Source organism: Microbispora sp. NPDC049125 (assembly GCF_040802045.1).
GTDB lineage: Bacteria > Actinomycetota > Actinomycetes > Streptosporangiales > Streptosporangiaceae > Microbispora.
On record NZ_JBEZDW010000012.1, the window covers coordinates 117,828 to 134,919 of the forward strand.

General features: G+C 69.4%; 15 protein-coding genes, 1 tRNA gene and 1 pseudogene. 14 read left to right on the forward strand and 3 right to left on the reverse strand.

The window, feature by feature from the left end; all coding sequences use genetic code 11:
- Window positions 1–49: 49 nt before the first annotated feature.
- The 3 genes from AB0B72_RS16520 to AB0B72_RS16530 all read left to right on the forward strand — a co-directional run bounded on the left by AB0B72_RS16520 (window position 50) and on the right by AB0B72_RS16530 (window position 1,836).
- Window positions 50–364 carry a hypothetical protein gene (locus AB0B72_RS16520; RefSeq protein WP_367739615.1) on the forward strand — a complete coding sequence of 105 codons (315 nt, stop codon included), beginning with the start codon at window positions 50–52 and terminating at the stop codon, window positions 362–364.
- Between the two features lie 98 nt (window positions 365–462).
- A complete protein-coding gene (gene grrM, locus AB0B72_RS16525) occupies window positions 463–1,602 on the forward strand; it encodes a cyclophane-forming radical SAM/SPASM peptide maturase GrrM/OscB (protein ID WP_367739616.1) in 1,140 nt (379 codons plus the stop codon).
- A gap of 160 nt (window positions 1,603–1,762) precedes the next feature.
- Window positions 1,763–1,836: transfer RNA gene (locus AB0B72_RS16530), tRNA-Arg, on the forward strand.
- A 1,412-nt stretch (window positions 1,837–3,248) separates the two neighbouring features.
- Here AB0B72_RS16530 and AB0B72_RS16535 read toward each other — a convergent pair.
- Window positions 3,249–3,452: pseudogene (locus AB0B72_RS16535) on the reverse strand (response regulator transcription factor); the annotation flags it as partial.
- 201 nt (window positions 3,453–3,653) lie between these two features.
- Between AB0B72_RS16535 and AB0B72_RS16540 the strand changes: the two are divergent.
- The 4 genes from AB0B72_RS16540 (at window position 3,654) to AB0B72_RS16555 (ending at window position 7,492) form a co-directional block, all read left to right on the forward strand.
- A complete protein-coding gene (locus tag AB0B72_RS16540) occupies window positions 3,654–4,202 on the forward strand; it encodes a GNAT family N-acetyltransferase (protein ID WP_367739617.1) in 549 nt (182 codons plus the stop codon).
- 311 nt (window positions 4,203–4,513) lie between these two features.
- Window positions 4,514–4,897, forward strand: a complete 384-nt coding sequence (locus tag AB0B72_RS16545; RefSeq protein ID WP_367739618.1) for a DUF6228 family protein — start codon at window positions 4,514–4,516, stop codon at window positions 4,895–4,897.
- 142 nt (window positions 4,898–5,039) lie between these two features.
- A complete protein-coding gene (locus AB0B72_RS16550) occupies window positions 5,040–5,732 on the forward strand; it encodes a hypothetical protein (protein WP_367739619.1) in 693 nt (230 codons plus the stop codon).
- Window positions 5,733–5,947: 215 nt separating this feature from the next.
- Complete coding sequence (locus AB0B72_RS16555; RefSeq protein ID WP_367739620.1) at window positions 5,948–7,492, forward strand: carboxylesterase/lipase family protein; 1,545 nt, start codon at window positions 5,948–5,950, stop codon at window positions 7,490–7,492.
- Window positions 7,493–7,523: 31 nt separating this feature from the next.
- Here AB0B72_RS16555 and AB0B72_RS16560 read toward each other — a convergent pair whose 3' ends face one another.
- Window positions 7,524–8,144, reverse strand: coding sequence for a TetR/AcrR family transcriptional regulator (locus AB0B72_RS16560; RefSeq protein WP_367739621.1), 621 nt, complete (start codon window positions 8,142–8,144; stop codon window positions 7,524–7,526).
- 158 nt (window positions 8,145–8,302) lie between these two features.
- On the opposite strand from AB0B72_RS16560, the gene AB0B72_RS16565 reads away from it, so the two are divergent.
- From AB0B72_RS16565 to AB0B72_RS16580, 4 genes are all read left to right on the forward strand, one after another.
- A complete protein-coding gene (locus tag AB0B72_RS16565) occupies window positions 8,303–9,433 on the forward strand; it encodes an aldo/keto reductase (protein ID WP_367739622.1) in 1,131 nt (376 codons plus the stop codon).
- A gap of 260 nt (window positions 9,434–9,693) precedes the next feature.
- On the forward strand, window positions 9,694–10,350 hold the full coding sequence (locus AB0B72_RS16570; protein ID WP_367739623.1) for a class I SAM-dependent methyltransferase: 657 nt from the start codon (window positions 9,694–9,696) through the stop codon (window positions 10,348–10,350).
- A 281-nt stretch (window positions 10,351–10,631) separates the two neighbouring features.
- A complete protein-coding gene (locus AB0B72_RS16575; protein WP_367739624.1) occupies window positions 10,632–12,221 on the forward strand; it encodes a hypothetical protein in 1,590 nt (529 codons plus the stop codon).
- Between the two features lie 44 nt (window positions 12,222–12,265).
- Complete coding sequence (locus tag AB0B72_RS16580) at window positions 12,266–13,453, forward strand: geranylgeranyl reductase family protein (protein ID WP_367739625.1); 1,188 nt, start codon at window positions 12,266–12,268, stop codon at window positions 13,451–13,453.
- Here the strand turns inward: AB0B72_RS16580 and AB0B72_RS16585 are convergent.
- Entirely contained in the window at window positions 13,433–14,146 is a 714-nt protein-coding gene (locus AB0B72_RS16585; protein WP_367739627.1) for a hypothetical protein, read from the reverse strand. The two genes, AB0B72_RS16580 and AB0B72_RS16585, sit on opposite strands and share 21 nt — an antisense overlap.
- Before the next feature lie 109 nt (window positions 14,147–14,255).
- Between AB0B72_RS16585 and AB0B72_RS16590 the strand changes: the two genes are divergently transcribed.
- The 3 genes from AB0B72_RS16590 to AB0B72_RS16600 all read left to right on the forward strand — a co-directional run bounded on the left by AB0B72_RS16590 (window position 14,256) and on the right by AB0B72_RS16600 (window position 17,060).
- Window positions 14,256–15,332 carry a sensor histidine kinase gene (locus AB0B72_RS16590; RefSeq protein ID WP_367739628.1) on the forward strand — a complete coding sequence of 359 codons (1,077 nt, stop codon included), beginning with the start codon at window positions 14,256–14,258 and terminating at the stop codon, window positions 15,330–15,332.
- Window positions 15,333–15,417: 85 nt separating this feature from the next.
- On the forward strand, window positions 15,418–16,305 hold the full coding sequence (locus AB0B72_RS16595) for an ABC transporter ATP-binding protein (RefSeq protein ID WP_367739630.1): 888 nt from the start codon (window positions 15,418–15,420) through the stop codon (window positions 16,303–16,305).
- Window positions 16,302–17,060, forward strand: coding sequence for an ABC transporter permease (locus AB0B72_RS16600; RefSeq protein ID WP_367739631.1), 759 nt, complete (start codon window positions 16,302–16,304; stop codon window positions 17,058–17,060). The genes AB0B72_RS16595 and AB0B72_RS16600 overlap by 4 nt, the downstream gene beginning before the upstream one ends.
- Window positions 17,061–17,092: the final 32 nt, after the last annotated feature.

The following is a 17,092-nucleotide window of genomic DNA, read 5'->3' on the forward strand; positions in this document are numbered from 1 at the left end:
GGAGCCGGGGGGCTTTCCACGCAACAGATCGACGACCTCGGAGGAAATTGTGACTCAGCCGGTCCAATCGACACGACGGCAAGAGCTGCTCAACTCACTCAACGCGATCGACCCCCGCAAGCTGGAATCCATCCGGTTCCGCACGTTGCTCACGGGCGACTCCTTCTCGGACGCGTTCTCTGACGCGTTCACCGACGCTTTCCACGACGCTTTCCACGACTCGTTCGCGGACGGATTCACCGACGGGTTCTCCGACGGACCGGATGTCACCCGGCTCAACAAGGCGGCGCTCATGCTGGAGCGCATCAACGCCCTCAGCGCCGGGCAACTCGTCGCCGTCGAGTACACGGTGGCCGGCCAGTAGCGGCCGGCCGACAGGCCACGGCTCCGCGTGAGTGTCATGGCAGTCACGCGGAGCCGATCATCCACGCCGGTCATCTGATCTATTAAGGAAGACGATCCATGCTCGGAACCATCCGGCAGGTCATTTTGCAGCCCACGTCGGCATGCAATCTGAACTGCGGCTACTGCTACGTCCCCAACCGGCGCGACTCCGCCCGGATGAACGATGAAGTCACCGAGGCCGCCATCTCCAAAGTGCTGCGCAGCGATCTGGTCGGGCCCCAGGTCGAGTTCCTGTGGCACGCCGGCGAGCCGCTGATGGCCGGCCTGCCGTACTATCGGCGCGCCATGGAGACGATCGACCGCCACAACACGCGGGGCGTACACGTCACCAGATCGCTGCAGACCAACGGAACGCTGATCGACCCGGCGTGGTGCGAATTTCTCAGCGAGCACCGCTTCTCGGTCGGGCTGAGCGTCGACGGCCCCGAGTTCCTCCACGACCGCCAGCGCAAGAACTGGGGCGGGAGGGGATCTCACGACCTCGTCATGCGCGGGCACGGACTGCTGAAGCGGTACGGCATCCGGCACGGCGCCATCTGCGTGCTCACCCGTGAAAGCCTCAGGCATCCGGACGAGCTTTTCGCCTTCTTCCTGGACAACGGTTTCTCCAGCGTCGCGTTCAACGTCGAGGAGGTCGAGAACGACAACACGACGTCGTCCCTCACAGGCTCTGAGGGCGACCGCGCCATCGAGTCCGAGTACCGGCGGTTCATGGACCGCGTCTACGACCTGTGGCAGCACAATCTGGATCGGATCTCCATCCGGGAGTTCGACAACCTGGCCCGTGTCATCGCCGGCAAGCTGCGCGACCGGTCCTACCAGCGGCGGCCGTGGGAGACCGAGCCCCTCAGCATCATCACGATCCAGAAGAACGGCGACATCTCGACGTACAGCCCCGAGTTCGCCGGCGCGCGAAGCGTGGAGTACGGCGACTTCGTCATCGGGAACGTCCTCGCCCTGGAGGAGCTGACGGACATCCTCGGAAGCCCGGCGCTGTCCAGGATCGCCCGGCAGGTCGCGGCCGGGATCAGCGCGTGCGCGCGGGAGTGTCTCTTCTTCGACCTGTGCGGCGGGGCCTACACGTCCAACAAGTTCTTCGAGAACAAGGCGCTGGCGAGCACGGAGACGACCGCCTGCCGCCTGCACCGGCAGACCCTGTCCTCCCTCCTCATCGAGAAACTCTCCGTCTCCGCGTGAGGCCCGCCCCACGGTCGGCCGCGCCCCGGGACCGCAGGTTTGGTGATCTATCATGTCTTCGTGAGACCATGGCGGCGAATCCCGTGCTGCCCGCCGGGCAGGGGCCTGTGATACCGTCCCCTCTGGTTCGGGGACGGCCCAGGTCAAGACGCAGTTTTGAGCGCCCTTAGCTCAGCCGGATAGAGCATCGGACTTCTAATCCGACGGTCGGGGGTTCGAATCCCTCAGGGCGCGCTCTCCTCATCAGCCTAGTAGGCCTCTGACCTCGGCTTTCGCTTGATCCCGCTCTGATCGCGTGTGCAGCCGTACGCCGCCGAGGGCCGCCGCTTGTGGCCAGTCGCAGGATATACGCGGGATGATGTTGGTCGCGTTTCCGCAGGTCACGTGGCACTTTCGGGCCTTCTGCGGGATGAGACCCACCCCAAGAACGCCGAAGGGGCTTGGTTGGCCGTCATGCCCCTGCCCGGCTCCATGCCTGGAACGCCCCCGTAGAGCTGCTCCACCGGATACGACTGCTCGGCCTTGCCGGCCCCGCCCGCTGGGACGACCCCCACTGGCCTGGCCACCGCTACTGAGTCAACGCCCACCGCGAATTGGTCACCTCTCCTGGCCGTCATACAGAACAAGATCCGGCACATACGCGGAACGCCGGTCATGAAACATGATCGAGCCGACGTTGAGCCGCGGTGAGGGGCGCTCTCCACCGGCAAGATCAAGCCGACTCATAAACCGAGGACCGTACGGAGTCGGGGTAGGAGCCCGATCTTCCTGAAGCCGTCGCCCAGGACAAACCGAGCACGCCAGGGCCATGGCCCACTCCCCTTACGGGTGGGACGACGGCGACGGGACGATCAAGCAAGGCAGTCTGGCGATCGCCATGAAAGCTACGATTTACGCCGCCGAGGCACGGTGAGCGCATGGCGATCCAGGACCGCCCGAGCGTCAGCCCTTCGTCGTGGATCGGAGTGGAGCAGGGCCATTAAGACAGCCACAACGTAGGTAAGGACTAGGCAGCATACGAATGCACAGGTCAGCCACGGAATGGCAGCAATCAATGCAGTAAGGAACGCAGGCACGACAGGACCGCCTATCAGAGAACGGCACTTGTCGCTGAAACCTGTAATGTGTCGGTGGAGGAGTCACGTCACCGGCGCAAAGCAGATGTCAGCGCGGATCTCACGATCACACAGGTCTTCACGAGCGGTCAAGACCTCGCCGCTAGTTGCAGTTTGGGTCGGGCTTCCAGGCGGTCCAAGACCGTTCAGGCCGGACCAGGCATACACGCTGATACTGCGCTGAACCGAGCGGAACGGCAGCAAGTCGAGCTTTTAATCTGCATGTTGCTCTTCGTCGTCAGCTGGAAGCGCGCTGCAAGCGCTATCGATCTCCTCTGCCGCGATCATTCTTTCGGCGTCACAGGCGGCCTCTACGGATCGACACCAGTACGAAGGGCTCCGAACAATCCTGAAGATCGGGCACCTCTGCTGGGCGCGATTGGCCACGATCGAGCTGGAGGAGGCCGTGGGCGGACTGTTCGGCCGGTTCCCCTTCCTGCGCCTGGCTGTGGCCGAGGAGCGGTTGAACGTACGTCAGGGCATCTGGTCCGCGGCCTGCCTGAGCTGCCCGTCGACTGGTGAGAGCTCGGCTCAGCCGACCTGCCGGCCTGGGCGTACCAGCCCTGATTCGTAAGCGATGATGACGAGCTGAATCCGGTCCCGTGCGCCGAACTTGGTCATGATCCTACTGACGTGCGTCTTGGCCGTGGCAGGGCTGCAATGGACGGAATCGGCGATCTCGTTGTTGGACAGCCCGCGCGCGATCAGGATGAGCACCTCGTGCTCCCGTTCAGTCTCTCGACTAGCAGGTCAGAGGTTATGCGGAACCTCCCGAGCACGCCGAAAGGCCCTACATGAACCGAGCCCCTGCGTATCGTCATGGTGACGCTGCCTCACCTTGAGGCGCTTCCAAGATCTGCCGGCTCGCCACATCGCCCTGTTCGGCGACACACTTGGCATAGCCAGCCTTGGCCGGCATCGGACTAGGTTGGCTGGGTGGGGACCTATGAGGATCTACCGGCGGAGCTGGTGACCGAGCGGCTGCGGTTGAGGCGGTGGGTGCCGTCGGATGCCGAGGAGTACCGCGGGTTATGGCTTGAGCGGGATCCACGAGCGGTACGGCGCATCGACGCCGAGGGACGCCCGACGGTCGAGGACATGCGCGACCGGCTTCTTGCCAATCCGCTGATGGCGCATCCGGGGCTCGGGTTGCTGCCGATCGAGCTGCGAGACAGCGGTGAGTTCATCGGGTACTGCGGACTGACTGTCGGCCAGGCGTCTTTCGACGAACCCGAGATCGCGTACGAGCTGGCACAACGAGCTCACGGCCGTGGTTACGCGACAGAAGCCGCCCGTGCGGTCGTCGAAGCCGCGACGCGAACAGGACGTCGACGTCTCTGGGCGACAGTGCGGGAGTGGAACGCACCCTCGTTCCGGGTCCTCGAGAAGCTCGATTTCTACCGTAGCGACCGCATCACCGAGGACGCCGAACGCGGCAACACGATCTGGATGACGCGCGTACTCGGCCCGAGATTGAGACGTTAGCCCTCTCCCGACCAGAGCGGCTTTCGGGCGCCCGGCGGTCGTCCTGTCGAACCCGTGACCGAGGAGCCGTCTGATGCGCGGCGTGACCTACGCGATGGCCGTATCGCCGGACGGCTCGACCCCGCACCTTCAACTCAGAAGTTGTCTACCTCCGCCACCGCGTGGCGCTAGCTGTTCGCGGGTACGCGACACTGTGAACTCGTGCGGACACGACGAAGTGATGGCCACGGGAACTTCCCGCTGGGGCAGTCATGATCAGGCGCTCGACCGACGAACGTCCCACCCCCGAGGTTCGAATTTCAGGTTCAGGCGTGGTCTTGATACTCGGCGAGCGTGAACGACCGCACGACGACACCTTGATGTTCTTCCTCGCCAGGGCCGAGTCCGGCGGACTCCAAGCAGAGGTAGCCGTGGAGACCATTATGGGAGATGGGCTCGCCGAATTCCTTGAGGAACTGGTGAACGACTTCAGAGGGTGGGCCGGAACACGAACATGGACATCTCATAGAGTCGATCTTCAGCTGGAAGCCAGCCACTCAGGTCGCAGAGTGGAACTCCTGTGGACCCTCCGCTTTCCCGATCCGAACGAACAGCCGGGCGATTTGTGGTCCGTCACAGTTCGCACCCTCGTCTCCCCTGGAGAGGACATGACCAATCTCGCGCGGGAGGTTCGCAGCTTCCTCTACGACGAGTGAGCCACGGACACGAAGTCCGGCATAGCGATGTGGTCCCTGTGGGCCTGCCGCAGGTAGGCAACCGCCTCTCCTTCGATCTTCACGGGAACGGCAGGCAAGAACAAGACTGTTTCTGGCCCCTCAGACTTGTGAAACTCCGAGGGTGACCATCATCGACCGGTACGACTCCGCTGATCTCGCTCGCCGGCTCGCGCATGTCCGCTGGATCGCCGGCGGAACCGGCGCCGGCAAGAGCACCATCGCCCGGGCCTTGGCCGAACGGCATGACGTGATCCTTTATGGCGGCGACCACGCTGAACGCGGCTACGTCCACCGGTGCACCCCGCAGCGACAGCCCTATCTGTGGGCATTGCTGCGGATGCCCTTGGAAGACAGATGGACGGGCCGCACGGCGGAGGAGATCTTCCAGGCCATGCCCAGCCTGCACGGCGAGACATTCGGATTCATCATCGAAGAGTTGCTCGCGATGCCCGCGGACCGTCCCGTGCTCGTCGACGACTTCCGTACGCTGCCAAGGGACGTCGCGCCACTGCTGAAGCACCGTGAGCAGGCCGCCTTTCTCCTGCCGACACCCGAATTCCGCCGGCAAGCGTTAGGTACTCGATTCGCCGACCCGGCTCGGGCACGAGCCAACTGGGGAAACAGCGACCATGCAGACGCGTTGGCCAAGAGACTGGCCCGCGACCAACTCTGGGATGAAGAGGTACGACGCCAAGCCCTCGAACTCGACCTGCCGGTCCTGATCGTCGATGGCTCCCGGAGCGTCGCCGAAATGGCCGACGAACTGGCCGCGATGTTTCACCTGCGGGATATGCGCGAGATGGACTCCGCCTAGACCCAGGACCGGGAGCACAACGTTCGCCGCCAAGATACTGGTGCAGGGCGTACAGCAAGCGAGCGTGGCCGACCTCGCGAAACCCGCTCCGCGGAAGCGTTCACGATCAACTCAATGTGGGCTTCAGGCTTATGTGGGCTGCCCTCTAAATGCTTTGCCTTCGCCCGGCGCGCACTGGGATGCTCGGCGAGCCGGAACGGAGAGGAAACCGCGAAATGGCCGTCACCGCCTCCTGCAGAGCATCCGAGCCCGAGCCGCAAGTCCGCACGGCGGCCGGCGTCCTGCGCGGCGGCCGGGAGGCGGGCCTGGCGGTCTTCCGCGGCATCCCGTTCGCCGAGCCTCCGGTCGGCCCCCTCCGTTTCGCCGCCCCGCGGCCGGTGCGCGGCTGGGACGGTGTGCGCCCGGCACTCACGTATGGCCCGCCGCCCCCGCAGTCGGGCGTGCTCGGGACGCCCCAGGACACCGCCGGCGACGACTGGTTGACGCTCAACGTCTGGACACCGGAACCGGGTCCGGCGGCGGGGCTCCCCGTGATGGTGTGGATCCCCGGCGGCGCCTACGCCATCGGCGACTCCAGCCGGCCGGAATACGACGCCGGGCGTCTGGCCGGGAGCGGAGTCGTGGTCGTGACCCTCAACTACCGTCTCGGCATCGAGGGTTTCGCGCAGATCGACGGAGCCCCTGCCAACCGGGGCCTGCTCGACCAGGTCGCGGCCCTGGAGTGGGTGCGGGACAACATCCGGATGTTCGGCGGCGACCCGCATCGGGTCACAGTCTTCGGCGAGTCGGCGGGCGGCGGGTCGGTCGCCGCGCTGCTCGCCATGCCGCGCGCCGCCGGGCTCTTCCGCCGGGCGGTCGCGCAGAGCGTGCCGGGGACGTTCTTCTCCCCCGAGCTGGCCGCCGACATCGCCGCCGCCTTCGCCGCCGAGCTGGGGGTACGGCCCACGGTGCCGGGCCTGTCGGCGGTGGACCCGGCCCGGCTGCCCTCCGCGGGCGACGCGATCTGCGCCAAGATGATCCGATGGCGGGAACGGTGGGGACAGATCACCCACCGGCCGATCCCGTTCGCTCCGGTTGTCGACGGTGACGTCCTGCCGGCGACCCCTTGGCAGGCGCTGGCCGGCGGCGCCGCCCGGGACGTCGCGCTTCTCGCCGGGCACACTCGTGACGAGCACCGATTGTTCAGCCTGATCGACGGCGTGCTCGGCCAGGTCACGCACGAGCAGACCGAGACCGCTCTGCACATGCTCGCCCCCGGCCCGGACGGCGCACGCCGGTACCGGGAGGCGTTCCCGGCCGCGGCCGACGAGGAGCTGTACGAACTGGTCAACGGGGACTGGTTGTTCCGCATGCCCAGCCTCCACCTCGCCGACGCGCAGATCGCCGGGGGCGGCCAGGCCTATCTCTACGAACTGACCTGGCCCGCTCCGGGAGTGGGCGGTGGCCTCGGCGCCTGCCACGGCCTGGACGTGCCGCTCGTGTTCGGCAACCTGAGCAGCGGACAGCCCGCCATGCTGATCGGCGATCCGCCCTCCGCGGCGGCGGAGGAGCTGTCCGCGCGGATGCGCGGGGCGTGGACGGCGTTCGCCGCGCACGGCGACCCGGGCTGGCCTCCGTACAACGCCGGCCACCGCCTCGCACGGCTCTTCGACTCGCCGTCGACGGTCGCCGCCTACCCGGAAGAGAACTCGCGGCTGCTGTGGCAGGCCCACACCTTCCCGGCGCTCCCGCTGCTGAACAGGAATCCCCGAACGACTTGATCAGCGCTGATCCTCACTCCGACGACGCCGATCAGGTAGGGCGGGACGGCTCACGCCGCCGGCTCGCCCGCAGGCCGGCGATGCCCACGTCGAGCGCGGCTTCCAGATGCGCGATGCGCCCCGTCGCCCGCATCACCATGACACCGCCCTGGATGCCGGCGAGCAGAGCGGCGCCCGCCTGCTCGGCGTCCATGCCCGGATCGACTTCGCCGATCCGCTGCATGTGCCGGATGCCCGCGGTGATCTCCCCTTGCCACGTGTGCAGCAGTTCGGTCAGCACGGCCAGGGCGCCCGGGGTGCTGCGGCCGATGTACGAGATGAGGTCGTTGAGCGGGCAGTCCAGCTCCTGGCGGAGGTAGCGGTCGACCACACGGTCACGCCAAGCCGCCCACGCCGGCCAGGAGGTGAGCTCGCTCAGCTGTGGCCGCTGGTCGTCGAGCACCCGATCGGCCTCGTACCGGGCGACCGCCAGGAGCAGCTCGTCCTTGCCGTCCGGGAAGTAGTGGAAGAGCTGGCTCTTGCTGGTGCCGGTCCGGCCGCGTACGTCGTCGAGGGTGGTGGCGACGACGCCGCGCTCGCGGATCTCCGCCGCCGCCCCCTCGATGATCCGCTGCCGGGTCGCGACGCCCTTCCGCGTCAACGTTCGACTCATCGTCCACCGCGCTTCTTCGGGCTTCCTGTACGTCAATGCCGGGCGCTGCCGCCTCGCCCCGTTCACCCTACGTCCAATTTGGACTTGCGAGTCCATTTTGCCGGAGGCATGGTTGCCGACCAGGGCCGTTCTGGCTCCGGACCGGTGGCGACCGTCCGATGGAGATCTTCGAGGGAGACGCGACGATGAACGACTACTACCTGCTCGGCAGGTCCGGGCTGCGGGTGAGCCGGCTGGCGCTCGGCACGATGAACTTCGGCACCAGCGGCTTCCACGCCGCGTACGGCAAGAGCGAGGCCGAGGCGGAACCCGTCTTCCGGCGCTACCTGGAGGCGGGGGGCAACTTCATCGACACGGCGGACTTCTACACCGCCGGGGAGAGCGAGACCATCCTCGGGCGGTTGATCGCATCCACCGGGGCACGTGACCGGCTCGTCCTGACCAGCAAGTTCACCAACACCACGGACCCCGCCGACCCCAACGCCAGCGGGAACGGCCGCAAACACATGGTCAGGGCAGTGGAGGCTTCGCTGCGCCGGCTCGGCACCGACTACCTCGACCTGTACCTGCTGCACACCTGGGACCGGATCACCCCGGTCGAGGAGGTCGTGCGCACCTTCGATGACCTGGTGCGCGCCGGAAAGATCCGGTACGCCGGACTGTCCGACGTACCGGCCTGGTACGCCGCCCGGGCCCAGAGCGTCGCCGAGGCGCACGCGCTGACTCCCATGATCAATCTACAGCTGCCGTACTCACTGGCCGGGCGGGAGATCGAGCCGGAGTTCGTGCCGATGGCGCAGTTGCTGGGGCTGGGGCTCACCGCGTGGAGCCCGATCGCCGGCGGGCTGCTCACCGGCAAGTACCGGCGGAACGGGGACGGCCTGACCGGCGAGGGCCGGTTCGGCACCGACGGAGCGACACCGCGCCCGATCACCGACCGGGACTGGCGGGTGATCGAGGAGCTGGGACGCGTCGCCGCCGACCTGGGCCGGACCATGGCCCAGGTGGCGATCAACTGGGTGGCCACCCAGCCCGCCGTCGGATCGGTGATCATCGGGGCGAGCAGCGCCGGGCAACTGGACAGCAACCTCGCCGCGCTCGACTTCGAGATTCCTCCGGAGGCGCGCCGGCGGCTCGACGAGAGCAGCGCTGCACGGCCGGCGATGCCGTACTCGATGTTCACCCCGGAGTACCAGTCCTGGATCGTGAATCCAGGGCTGGGCATCGGCGACAAACCGGCCGGGTACACACCGCCGGTGTGGAACGGCACCGCCCAACCGGTCGGCTGACCCCTCGCCTGACCGGCCGGCTGGCGAGGTGTCGCGGAGGTGGGAGCCGGCGCGCCTCAAAAGCCGGTGCTTCGATCAGCCGGACCGATTCATCCCGGAGCTTGAGCCCCAGCCGGAGATGGCAGCCCAACCCCCGTTTCCGGGCATTCGCCCGCTCTGTGTTCAGTACCGCACAGCAAGCCCCAAATGATTGTTGACCCGGTCACGGCGCCGAACGGACCATTCATTAACGAACATGTCGTTCGAAAAGGAGCAACGTGATGGGAATGGGCAAGCTGCTGCACGCTCACACTCAGGACCCGGATGCGGGCGGGACGATCGGTCACCCCCGCGCCTACGACGTCTTCGTGGACATCGCCCTCTTGGGACGGCGGAGGGAGATATTCACCCGGCTCGCCGCGATGTCGGGAGCCCGCCCAGGCGACAGGGTTCTCGACGTCGGCTGCGGCACCGGCTACCTGAGCCAGATCCTCGCTCCCGTCGTCGGCGCGGCAGGCCAGGTGACCGGCGTCGATCCGTCCGTGCCGATGATCGACTATGCCCGCCGCCGGGCTCCGGGCAACTGCTCGTACATGGTGGGTGAAGGCCAGGCGCTCGACCTGCCCGACGCGTCCTTCGACGTGGTGGTCACGAGCCTGGCCGTCCACCACGTGCCGTCCGCCGAACGCGGCGCCGCTCTACGGGAGATGTTCCGTGTGCTGCGGCCCGGCGGACGCCTGCTTCTCGCCGAGTTCCGCCCGCCGGCGAACCATCTGCTCGCCCACTTGATCGGCATGCTGTCGGGCCCCGCCATGCAGCGCAGCCCGCGGGAGCTGCTGGGCGATCTGATCCCGGACGCCGGATTCCACGTCGAGGATGAAGGCGAACTGCCGATCATGCTCTACTACGTCCGGGGTGTGCGTCCCCCGGCCGGATGAGCAGGTGAGACCCTCGGCTCAGGGCAGACGGATCATGCCTCGGACGTAGCTCCATGGATAACAGAGCGCACCGACAAGCCGTCGCTCGGTGACATCCGCACGCGCGACGACTTGCCGGGCGAGGTCAAGCCCGGCGCGGGGCATCCCGCTGAGCTCTCCCGACCCGGCCTGCCACGCGGAGTCCTCCATTTACGGCCGCCGGACGTCATCGCGCGTTTACGGTGAATCCCGAGGCACGTCCATGAGGATCGGCGCGCGCGGCGATTGAGCGGAGGACGCCTGTGGAAGCAGCCCGGGAGCGGGACGAGGCGGCTGAGCCCCGTGTGTTCCGCGTCACCGACTGCAGGTGGACCGGACCGGTTCCCGGCGAGGGCGACGGGGCGGTGTTCTGGGTGAGCCTGGAGCCCCGGTTCCCGGTGCACGCCCAGCGGGAGATGGAGCTGGCCAGCTGGCATATCGGCTACTTCACGTCGACGGCGGTCCATTCCGTGCCCGCGTCCGATGAGGAGGCCCGGCGGTGGAGCGCGGCGGCCGGCTCCTACCTCGACGAGATCAGAGCCGCCGGCGACGAGCTCCACGAGGCCCGGCGTCGCGTGCGGCGGTGGAGGCCCGCCGCCCGGCTTCCCCTCGTACGGCACGGCGTCGCCGCAAAGGCGCGGGAGGCCGAGGAGCGTTACGTACGCCGGATCCGGGCGGCGGCCGACGACTACCGGTGGTGCTCCGCCGAGATCGAGCGGCGCCTGGCCGAGGTCGAGACCCGGCGGCGCGAGGAGGCGCGGCGGAACCAGGAGCGCTACGAAGCCGCGCGGCGGAGAACACAGGCGAAGGTCGACGCGTGGGAGTGGACGCGGGCGGCGAACGCCGCCGCGGCCGACATGGCCGTGTGGGGCTGTGAGATCGAGAATGGGACACTGCGCGTCTTCCTGCATGACAGGCGTCCCGACCCCGAACCGGCACAGCCGGACCACGAACCGCCGCAGCCGGAGCACGGACGGGGCCCGGCAGGCTCCGGCCGTCCGCTGAACGCGCGTGAGGTGGTGAGGCTGCTGGTCGTCTCCTCGGCCCGCCGCGGGGTGACGCGCCAGGAGTGGGATCGCGCCGCGCGCCGTGCGGTGGAGGCGTCCATCGAAGCGTCCCTGAAAGCGTCTATCGAAGAGTCCGTCGAAGAGTCCGCCGAAGGGGCCGCCGAAGGGTCTCGGAAAGCGTCCGCCGAGGCATCGGCGGAGGCCCGCGTCGAAGCGGCGGACTTCCGGTCGTGGTGGGCCGGAGTGATCTCCAGAGAGATCAACAAGCAGGCCCTCGACGCCGCCGTGCGGGAGGTCGCGGCGACCGTCGACCATGTCGCCCGGCTGCTCGACACCTCAGGCCGACCCGGCATCGCCGCCATCACCGAGAAGAACGTCCACGAGTCGGTCGAGGGGTGGAGGGCGGTGTTCGACTGGTCGTTCATGACCGCCGCGCCGCCGTCGGTCACTCCCCCGCCGTTCCCGGTGGACACCACGGGAGGAGGCCGCTGGTGGCACGGCGCGTACGACGAGTTCACCCTGCGCGCCGTCTGGGACGACGTGGTCCTGCTCGGCGGCCGGTCCCGCGGCGAGCGGCGCGCGATCGCCGAGACCGCGCCCTGGGGCATCAGCGACTACACACGGCACCAACGCCGGTGGGACTACATGAGCGCGTCCGACTTCGCACGCCAGGTGTTCCGCGACCGCGTCTCCTACCTGGAGCCGTACGGCTACGCCAAGCCGTTCGGCTTCGCCCTCGCCGATCACGCGGACGCGCGCCAGTTCGTCCCCTATGTGCGACAGGTCGCCCACGGTCTGGTGACGGGCTTCCGCGCGGTGGCGGAGGCCCAAGGGCTGCACCCGTGACCTCGCGGCGGTGAGCTGTCCTTGTCGATCGATACCATGGCGGAATGGCTCAGACGGGGGTGCATGACGTCGTCGTCGTCGGCGCGGGACCGGCGGGAAGCAGCGCGGCCCTGGCCGCCGCCCGGAGCGGGGCGGACACCCTCATCCTGGACCGGTCGCCGTTCCCCCGGTACAAGACCTGCGGCGGTGGGCTCATCGGCGCGACGCTCGGCGCCCTGCCCCCTGACCTCGACGTGCCGGTCCGCCAGGAGATCTTCGCGGCGTCCTTCAGCCGGCGGGGAAGGGAGGTCCGCCACAGGCGGTCCCGTACGCGCATCCTGTCGCTGGTCGACCGATCCGACTTCGACGACGCCCTGCTGGCCAGAGCCGTGAAGGAGGGGGCCGCCGCCCAGCTCGGCACGGTCGTGTCCTCCGTCTCCGAGGACGGCGACGGCGTCGTGCTGACCACCAGCCGCGGCCCCGTACGGGCCCGTCAGGTCATCGGGGCCGACGGAAGCGCCAGCCGGATCGCCCGGTACGTCGGCGTGACGCTCGGCCAGGTGGATCTCGGGCTGGAGGTCGAGCTCGACGCGACGGGCCTCTCGGACGCCTGGGCCGGCCGCATCCATCTCGACTGGGGGCCGATCCCCGGGTCGTACGCATGGGTCTTCCCCAAGGGGGAGCGCCTGACGGTGGGGGTCATCGCCCGCAAGGGGACACCCCAGGAGACCCGCGACTATCTGGCGGCCTTCCTGCGGGAGCAGGGGCTGCGGGACGCCCCGGTCATCCGGGAGTCCGGCCACCTGACCCGCTGCCGCGCCCCCGGATCGCCGCTCGGGAGGGGACGCGTCCTGGTCTGCGGCGACGCGGCCGGACTGCTCGAACCCTGGACCCGGGAAGGCATCTCCTTCGCGGTCAGGTCGGGCGCGCTGGCGGGACGGATCGCGGCCGGAGGACGGGCCGGCGGCATGGATCCCTCACGCGTGCGGGCGGAATACGAGAAGGGGATCGGTTCCACCCTGGAGCGGGAGATGCGGGCCGGATCGCTGTTCCTCACCGCCTTCGAACGCCACCCGGCGATCATGCACATGTTGCTGACCCGCACTCCCCTGGGCTGGCGCCAGTTCCGCCGCATCACACGCGGCGAGACCACCCTCGCCAGGGCCACGCGCCATGCCCCCGTGCGCATGGCGCTGCGCATGCTCACATCGGGATCCACCGCAACAGCAGGATCAGCCGGATCGGCCGCGTAGACCCCGAGCGCGGCGCCGCCCGCCGGGCGGGGGGAACGGCTCCCGCGGCCACAGGGCGCCGGAGCCGGACGGATCACCGCCCACCGCGGCCAGTACGGCCTCGGCCGCGGCGGCGCCCTGAGCCTGCCGCACCCGGTCCAGGTCGCCGTATTCGGCCGGCCACCAATACGACACCTCGGCGAGCAGCCCGCCGTGGCCCGCCACCACGGTCCCGAAGGTGACAGGGTCGCCGTTGTCGGAGCTGGTGGGCACGGTCAGCAGCACCTCCATCCCGTTCCAGCCACGGCGTGCGAAGGGCTGGGCGTAGTCGGGACGGCACCGTGCGGCGGCCTGACGGACCGCATCTGTCAGCCTCCGCGCCTCTCCCGGCGACGTCAGCCAGATCCTGACGCCGATGGGGGTGCCGATCTGCGCCACTCGAAGCTGGGCGGTGTAGCCCGGAACACCCTTCGGTGGCAGGGGGCCTTCCGTGCCTTCGTCGATGTGGCACTCCGGCGCGAGTGCGATGTCCAGCCCGCGTACTCCCCGCTCAGGGAGGGCGGGAGGCTCGGCGAGGTGCCCGTTCAGCCGCTCCGCGACCTGTTGCGCGGAGTCGGCCGCCGCGGAGGGGCTGGGAAGCGGGGGGATGGCCCACTGGCAACTGGCCGCCAGCAACGCGACGGCCATCACCGGCACCCACTTCACAATGTCCATGTCCCGTTGGACGCCGTAAACGCCGAATGTGTTTCCCGGCGTCCGTGGTGAGCCGCGGACCGCGCTGCACGGTGCGAATCCCTGCGGCCGGAACGGCTACCGTCGGCGCATGGGCACCCCCCGATCCAAGCTCATCGCGCCGGACGCCCTCACGGCCGCCGGATTCGCCGTTCTGCCACAGGTGGTGGGGGTGCACCTGGTCATCGCGGCCTCATGGGTGCTGTCCGTGGCAGCGGCGTCGCCGCTGGCCTTCCGGCGGATCTGGCCGGTCCCGGTGCTCGCCGTCGTGCTGCCGCTCTCCTGCGCGGCGCTGGCGTTCGGGCCGGGTTCGCTCCCCGCGGCGGCGTACGCGCTGTACACGGTGGCCGTGTCACGGCCCGCGCCCCGCTGGCCTCCGGCGGGCTTGGTGAGCGGCGTCGCGGCGGCGGCGTCGGTCGCGCTCGTCGCAGGCGGGGCCTCGGGGAGCAGGCCCGCGGTGATCTCGTGGGTGCTGCTCGGGATGGTCCTGCTGGGCGGCGCGTGGACGGCCGGCCGGGCCGTGGCGGAGCGGCGGGAGAACACGGTCCGGGCGATCGAACAGGCCAGGCTCGACGAGCGGCTGCGTATCGCCAGGGAGATGCACGACGTGGTGACGCACAGCGTGGGGCTGATCGCCGTGCAGGCCGGCGTGGCCAACCATGTCGTCGCCACCCGGCCGGAGGAGGCGGGAAAGGCGCTCACCGTCATCGAGGAGGTCAGCCGGAACGCGTTGAAGGAGATGCGCGCTCTGCTCGGTGTGCTCCGCGGCGAGGGGGACGGCGGCGGGCTCGCGCCGTCCCCGCGGCTCTCCGACCTGCCCGCGCTGGCCGAGACGGCGCGGGTCGCCGGCGTGCGGGTGGAGCTGACCGTCCGCGGCGCGGAAGCCGTCCCGCCGGGCGTGCAGGTCGCGGCGTTCCGCATCGTCCAGGAGGCCCTGAGCAACGTGTCCCGCCATGCGGCGCCGACCCGCTGCCGGGTGCTGGTGCTGCGCGACCCCGGCTGCCTGACCGTGGAGATCTCCGACGACGGTCCAGCGCGTACGAAGACCACGGGCGGCGGCTACGGCCTGGTCGGCATGCGGGAACGCGCCCACGCCCACGGCGGCACGGTCACGGCGGCCCCGCGCCCGGACGGCGGTTTCACCGTCCGGGCGACCCTGCGCTTGTGATCCCGCCGCCTGACGGAGCTCGTTCCCGGGGATGACGGACCTCGGGACGATGTGCCGCGTGTGCGGGGCTTGCGACAGTTCCACAATGATCGAGATCGAGGGGCTCGCCAAGAGCTATCGGCATGTGGCGGCGGTCGACGGGCTGACGTTCACCGTGCCGGACGGAAAGGTGACGGCGTTTCTGGGGCCGAACGGTGCCGGGAAGTCCACGACGATGAAGATGATCCTGGGCCTGGTCAGGCCGGATCGCGGGAGGGCGACGCTGGGCGGGCTGCCCTACCGGGAGCTGGACGAGCCACTGCGCCGGGTGGGGGCGTCGCTTGAGGCGGCCGTCCCCCATCGGGGGCGCAGCGCGTACCACCACCTGCTGTGGCTGGCGCAGAGCAACCGGATCGGCAGGCACCGGGTGCACGAGGTGCTGGAGATGGTCGATCTGACCGGGGCCGCCGGCCGGCGGGCCGGCGGGTTCTCGCTGGGCATGAGCCGGCGGCTCGGGCTGGCGGCGGCCCTGCTGGGAGACCCGCCCGTGCTCGTCCTGGACGAGCCGGCCAACGGGCTCGACCCTGAGGGCATCCGCCGGCTCCGGGACCTGCTGCGACGGCTGGCCGCCGAAGGACGGACGGTGTTCGTGTCCAGCCATCTCATGGCCGAGATGGCGCAGACCGCCGAGCATCTGATCGTGATCGGCCGGGGTCGGCTGCTGGCCGACATGAGCACGGCCGACTTCGTCGCCAGGAACGCCCGGTCCTACGTCAGGATCCGGGCACGCGACCCGGAACGCCTGCACCGGGAGCTGATCTCCGCCGGGATCTCGGCGACCGGGCGGGACGACGGGAGCATCGCCGTCGAGGGCGCCTCCGCCGCCGAGGTCAGCGAGCTGGCGCTGGCGCGCGGGCTGCCGCTGGACGAGCTCAGCACCCAGACCGCCTCGCTGGAGGACGCGTTCCTCCGGCTGACGGGAGGGTCGCGATGACGACCGCACTCCTGCGCGCGGAGCTCACCAAACTGCGCACCGTCCGCGGCCCCATGGTGGCCCTGGGCCTGGTCCTGGCGGTCGGCGCCGGCATAGGCGCCCTTGACGGCCTGTCCGCCCGAGGAGCGATCGAGTCCCACAACCCCATGCTCCGTCCCGACTTCACCGCCGAGCAGGCGGGCCTGGTCGGCATCCAGTACGCCCTCCTCCCCATGATCGTGTTCGGGGTCCTCCTCGTGACCGGCGAGTACGGCTCCGGCATGATCGGCGTCTCCCTGCTGGCGGTGCCCCGCCGCGGCCGGTTCTACGCGGCGAAGCTGACCGTGGGGGCGCTGGCCGCGGTGGCCGTGACGGTGCCCGCCACCGTCGCGTCCGTCACGGTGACACAGCTCGCCCTCGGCCCGTACGGCACGTCGCCGCTGGCACCGGGCGTGCCGGCGGCGATGGCGGGAGCCGTCGTCTACCTGACGCTGATGTGCCTGCTCACCGCGGGCGTCACCGTGATGGCGCGCAACGCGCTCGTACCACTGGCCGTGCTGCTGCCCCTGGTCATGGCCGGATCCCAGATCCTGTCGGTCATCGACGCGACCAGCGAGCTGTCCCGGTTCCTGCCGGACCGGGCGGGCGCCCAGCTGACCCTGGTCGAGCCCGGGGCCGGCGACATGGGCCCGGCGGCCGGCCTCGCCGTGCTGCTGGCCTGGACCGTCGCGGCTCTCGCCGGTGGTCATCTCGCCCTCCGGCGTCGCGACGTCTGACGGACGTCCGCCCAGGGATCGGGCCCGCCCCG

Excerpts from the sequence above, each read along its gene's own strand:
- AB0B72_RS16580 (WP_367739625.1), top strand. The coding sequence starts at position 12,266 with ATGGCTCAGACGGGGGTGCATGACGTCGTCGTCGTCGGCGCGGGACCG.
- AB0B72_RS16590 (WP_367739628.1), top strand. The coding sequence starts at position 14,256 with ATGGGCACCCCCCGATCCAAGCTCATCGCGCCGGACGCCCTCACGGCC.
- AB0B72_RS16570 (WP_367739623.1), top strand. The coding sequence starts at position 9,694 with ATGGGAATGGGCAAGCTGCTGCACGCTCACACTCAGGACCCGGATGCG.
- grrM (WP_367739616.1), top strand. The coding sequence starts at position 463 with ATGCTCGGAACCATCCGGCAGGTCATTTTGCAGCCCACGTCGGCATGC.
- AB0B72_RS16565 (WP_367739622.1), top strand. The coding sequence starts at position 8,303 with ATGGAGATCTTCGAGGGAGACGCGACGATGAACGACTACTACCTGCTC.
- AB0B72_RS16560 (WP_367739621.1), bottom strand. The coding sequence starts at position 8,144 with ATGAGTCGAACGTTGACGCGGAAGGGCGTCGCGACCCGGCAGCGGATC.
- AB0B72_RS16600 (WP_367739631.1), top strand. The coding sequence starts at position 16,302 with ATGACGACCGCACTCCTGCGCGCGGAGCTCACCAAACTGCGCACCGTC.
- AB0B72_RS16585 (WP_367739627.1), bottom strand. The coding sequence starts at position 14,146 with ATGGACATTGTGAAGTGGGTGCCGGTGATGGCCGTCGCGTTGCTGGCG.
- AB0B72_RS16595 (WP_367739630.1), top strand. The coding sequence starts at position 15,418 with ATGATCGAGATCGAGGGGCTCGCCAAGAGCTATCGGCATGTGGCGGCG.
- AB0B72_RS16555 (WP_367739620.1), top strand. The coding sequence starts at position 5,948 with ATGGCCGTCACCGCCTCCTGCAGAGCATCCGAGCCCGAGCCGCAAGTC.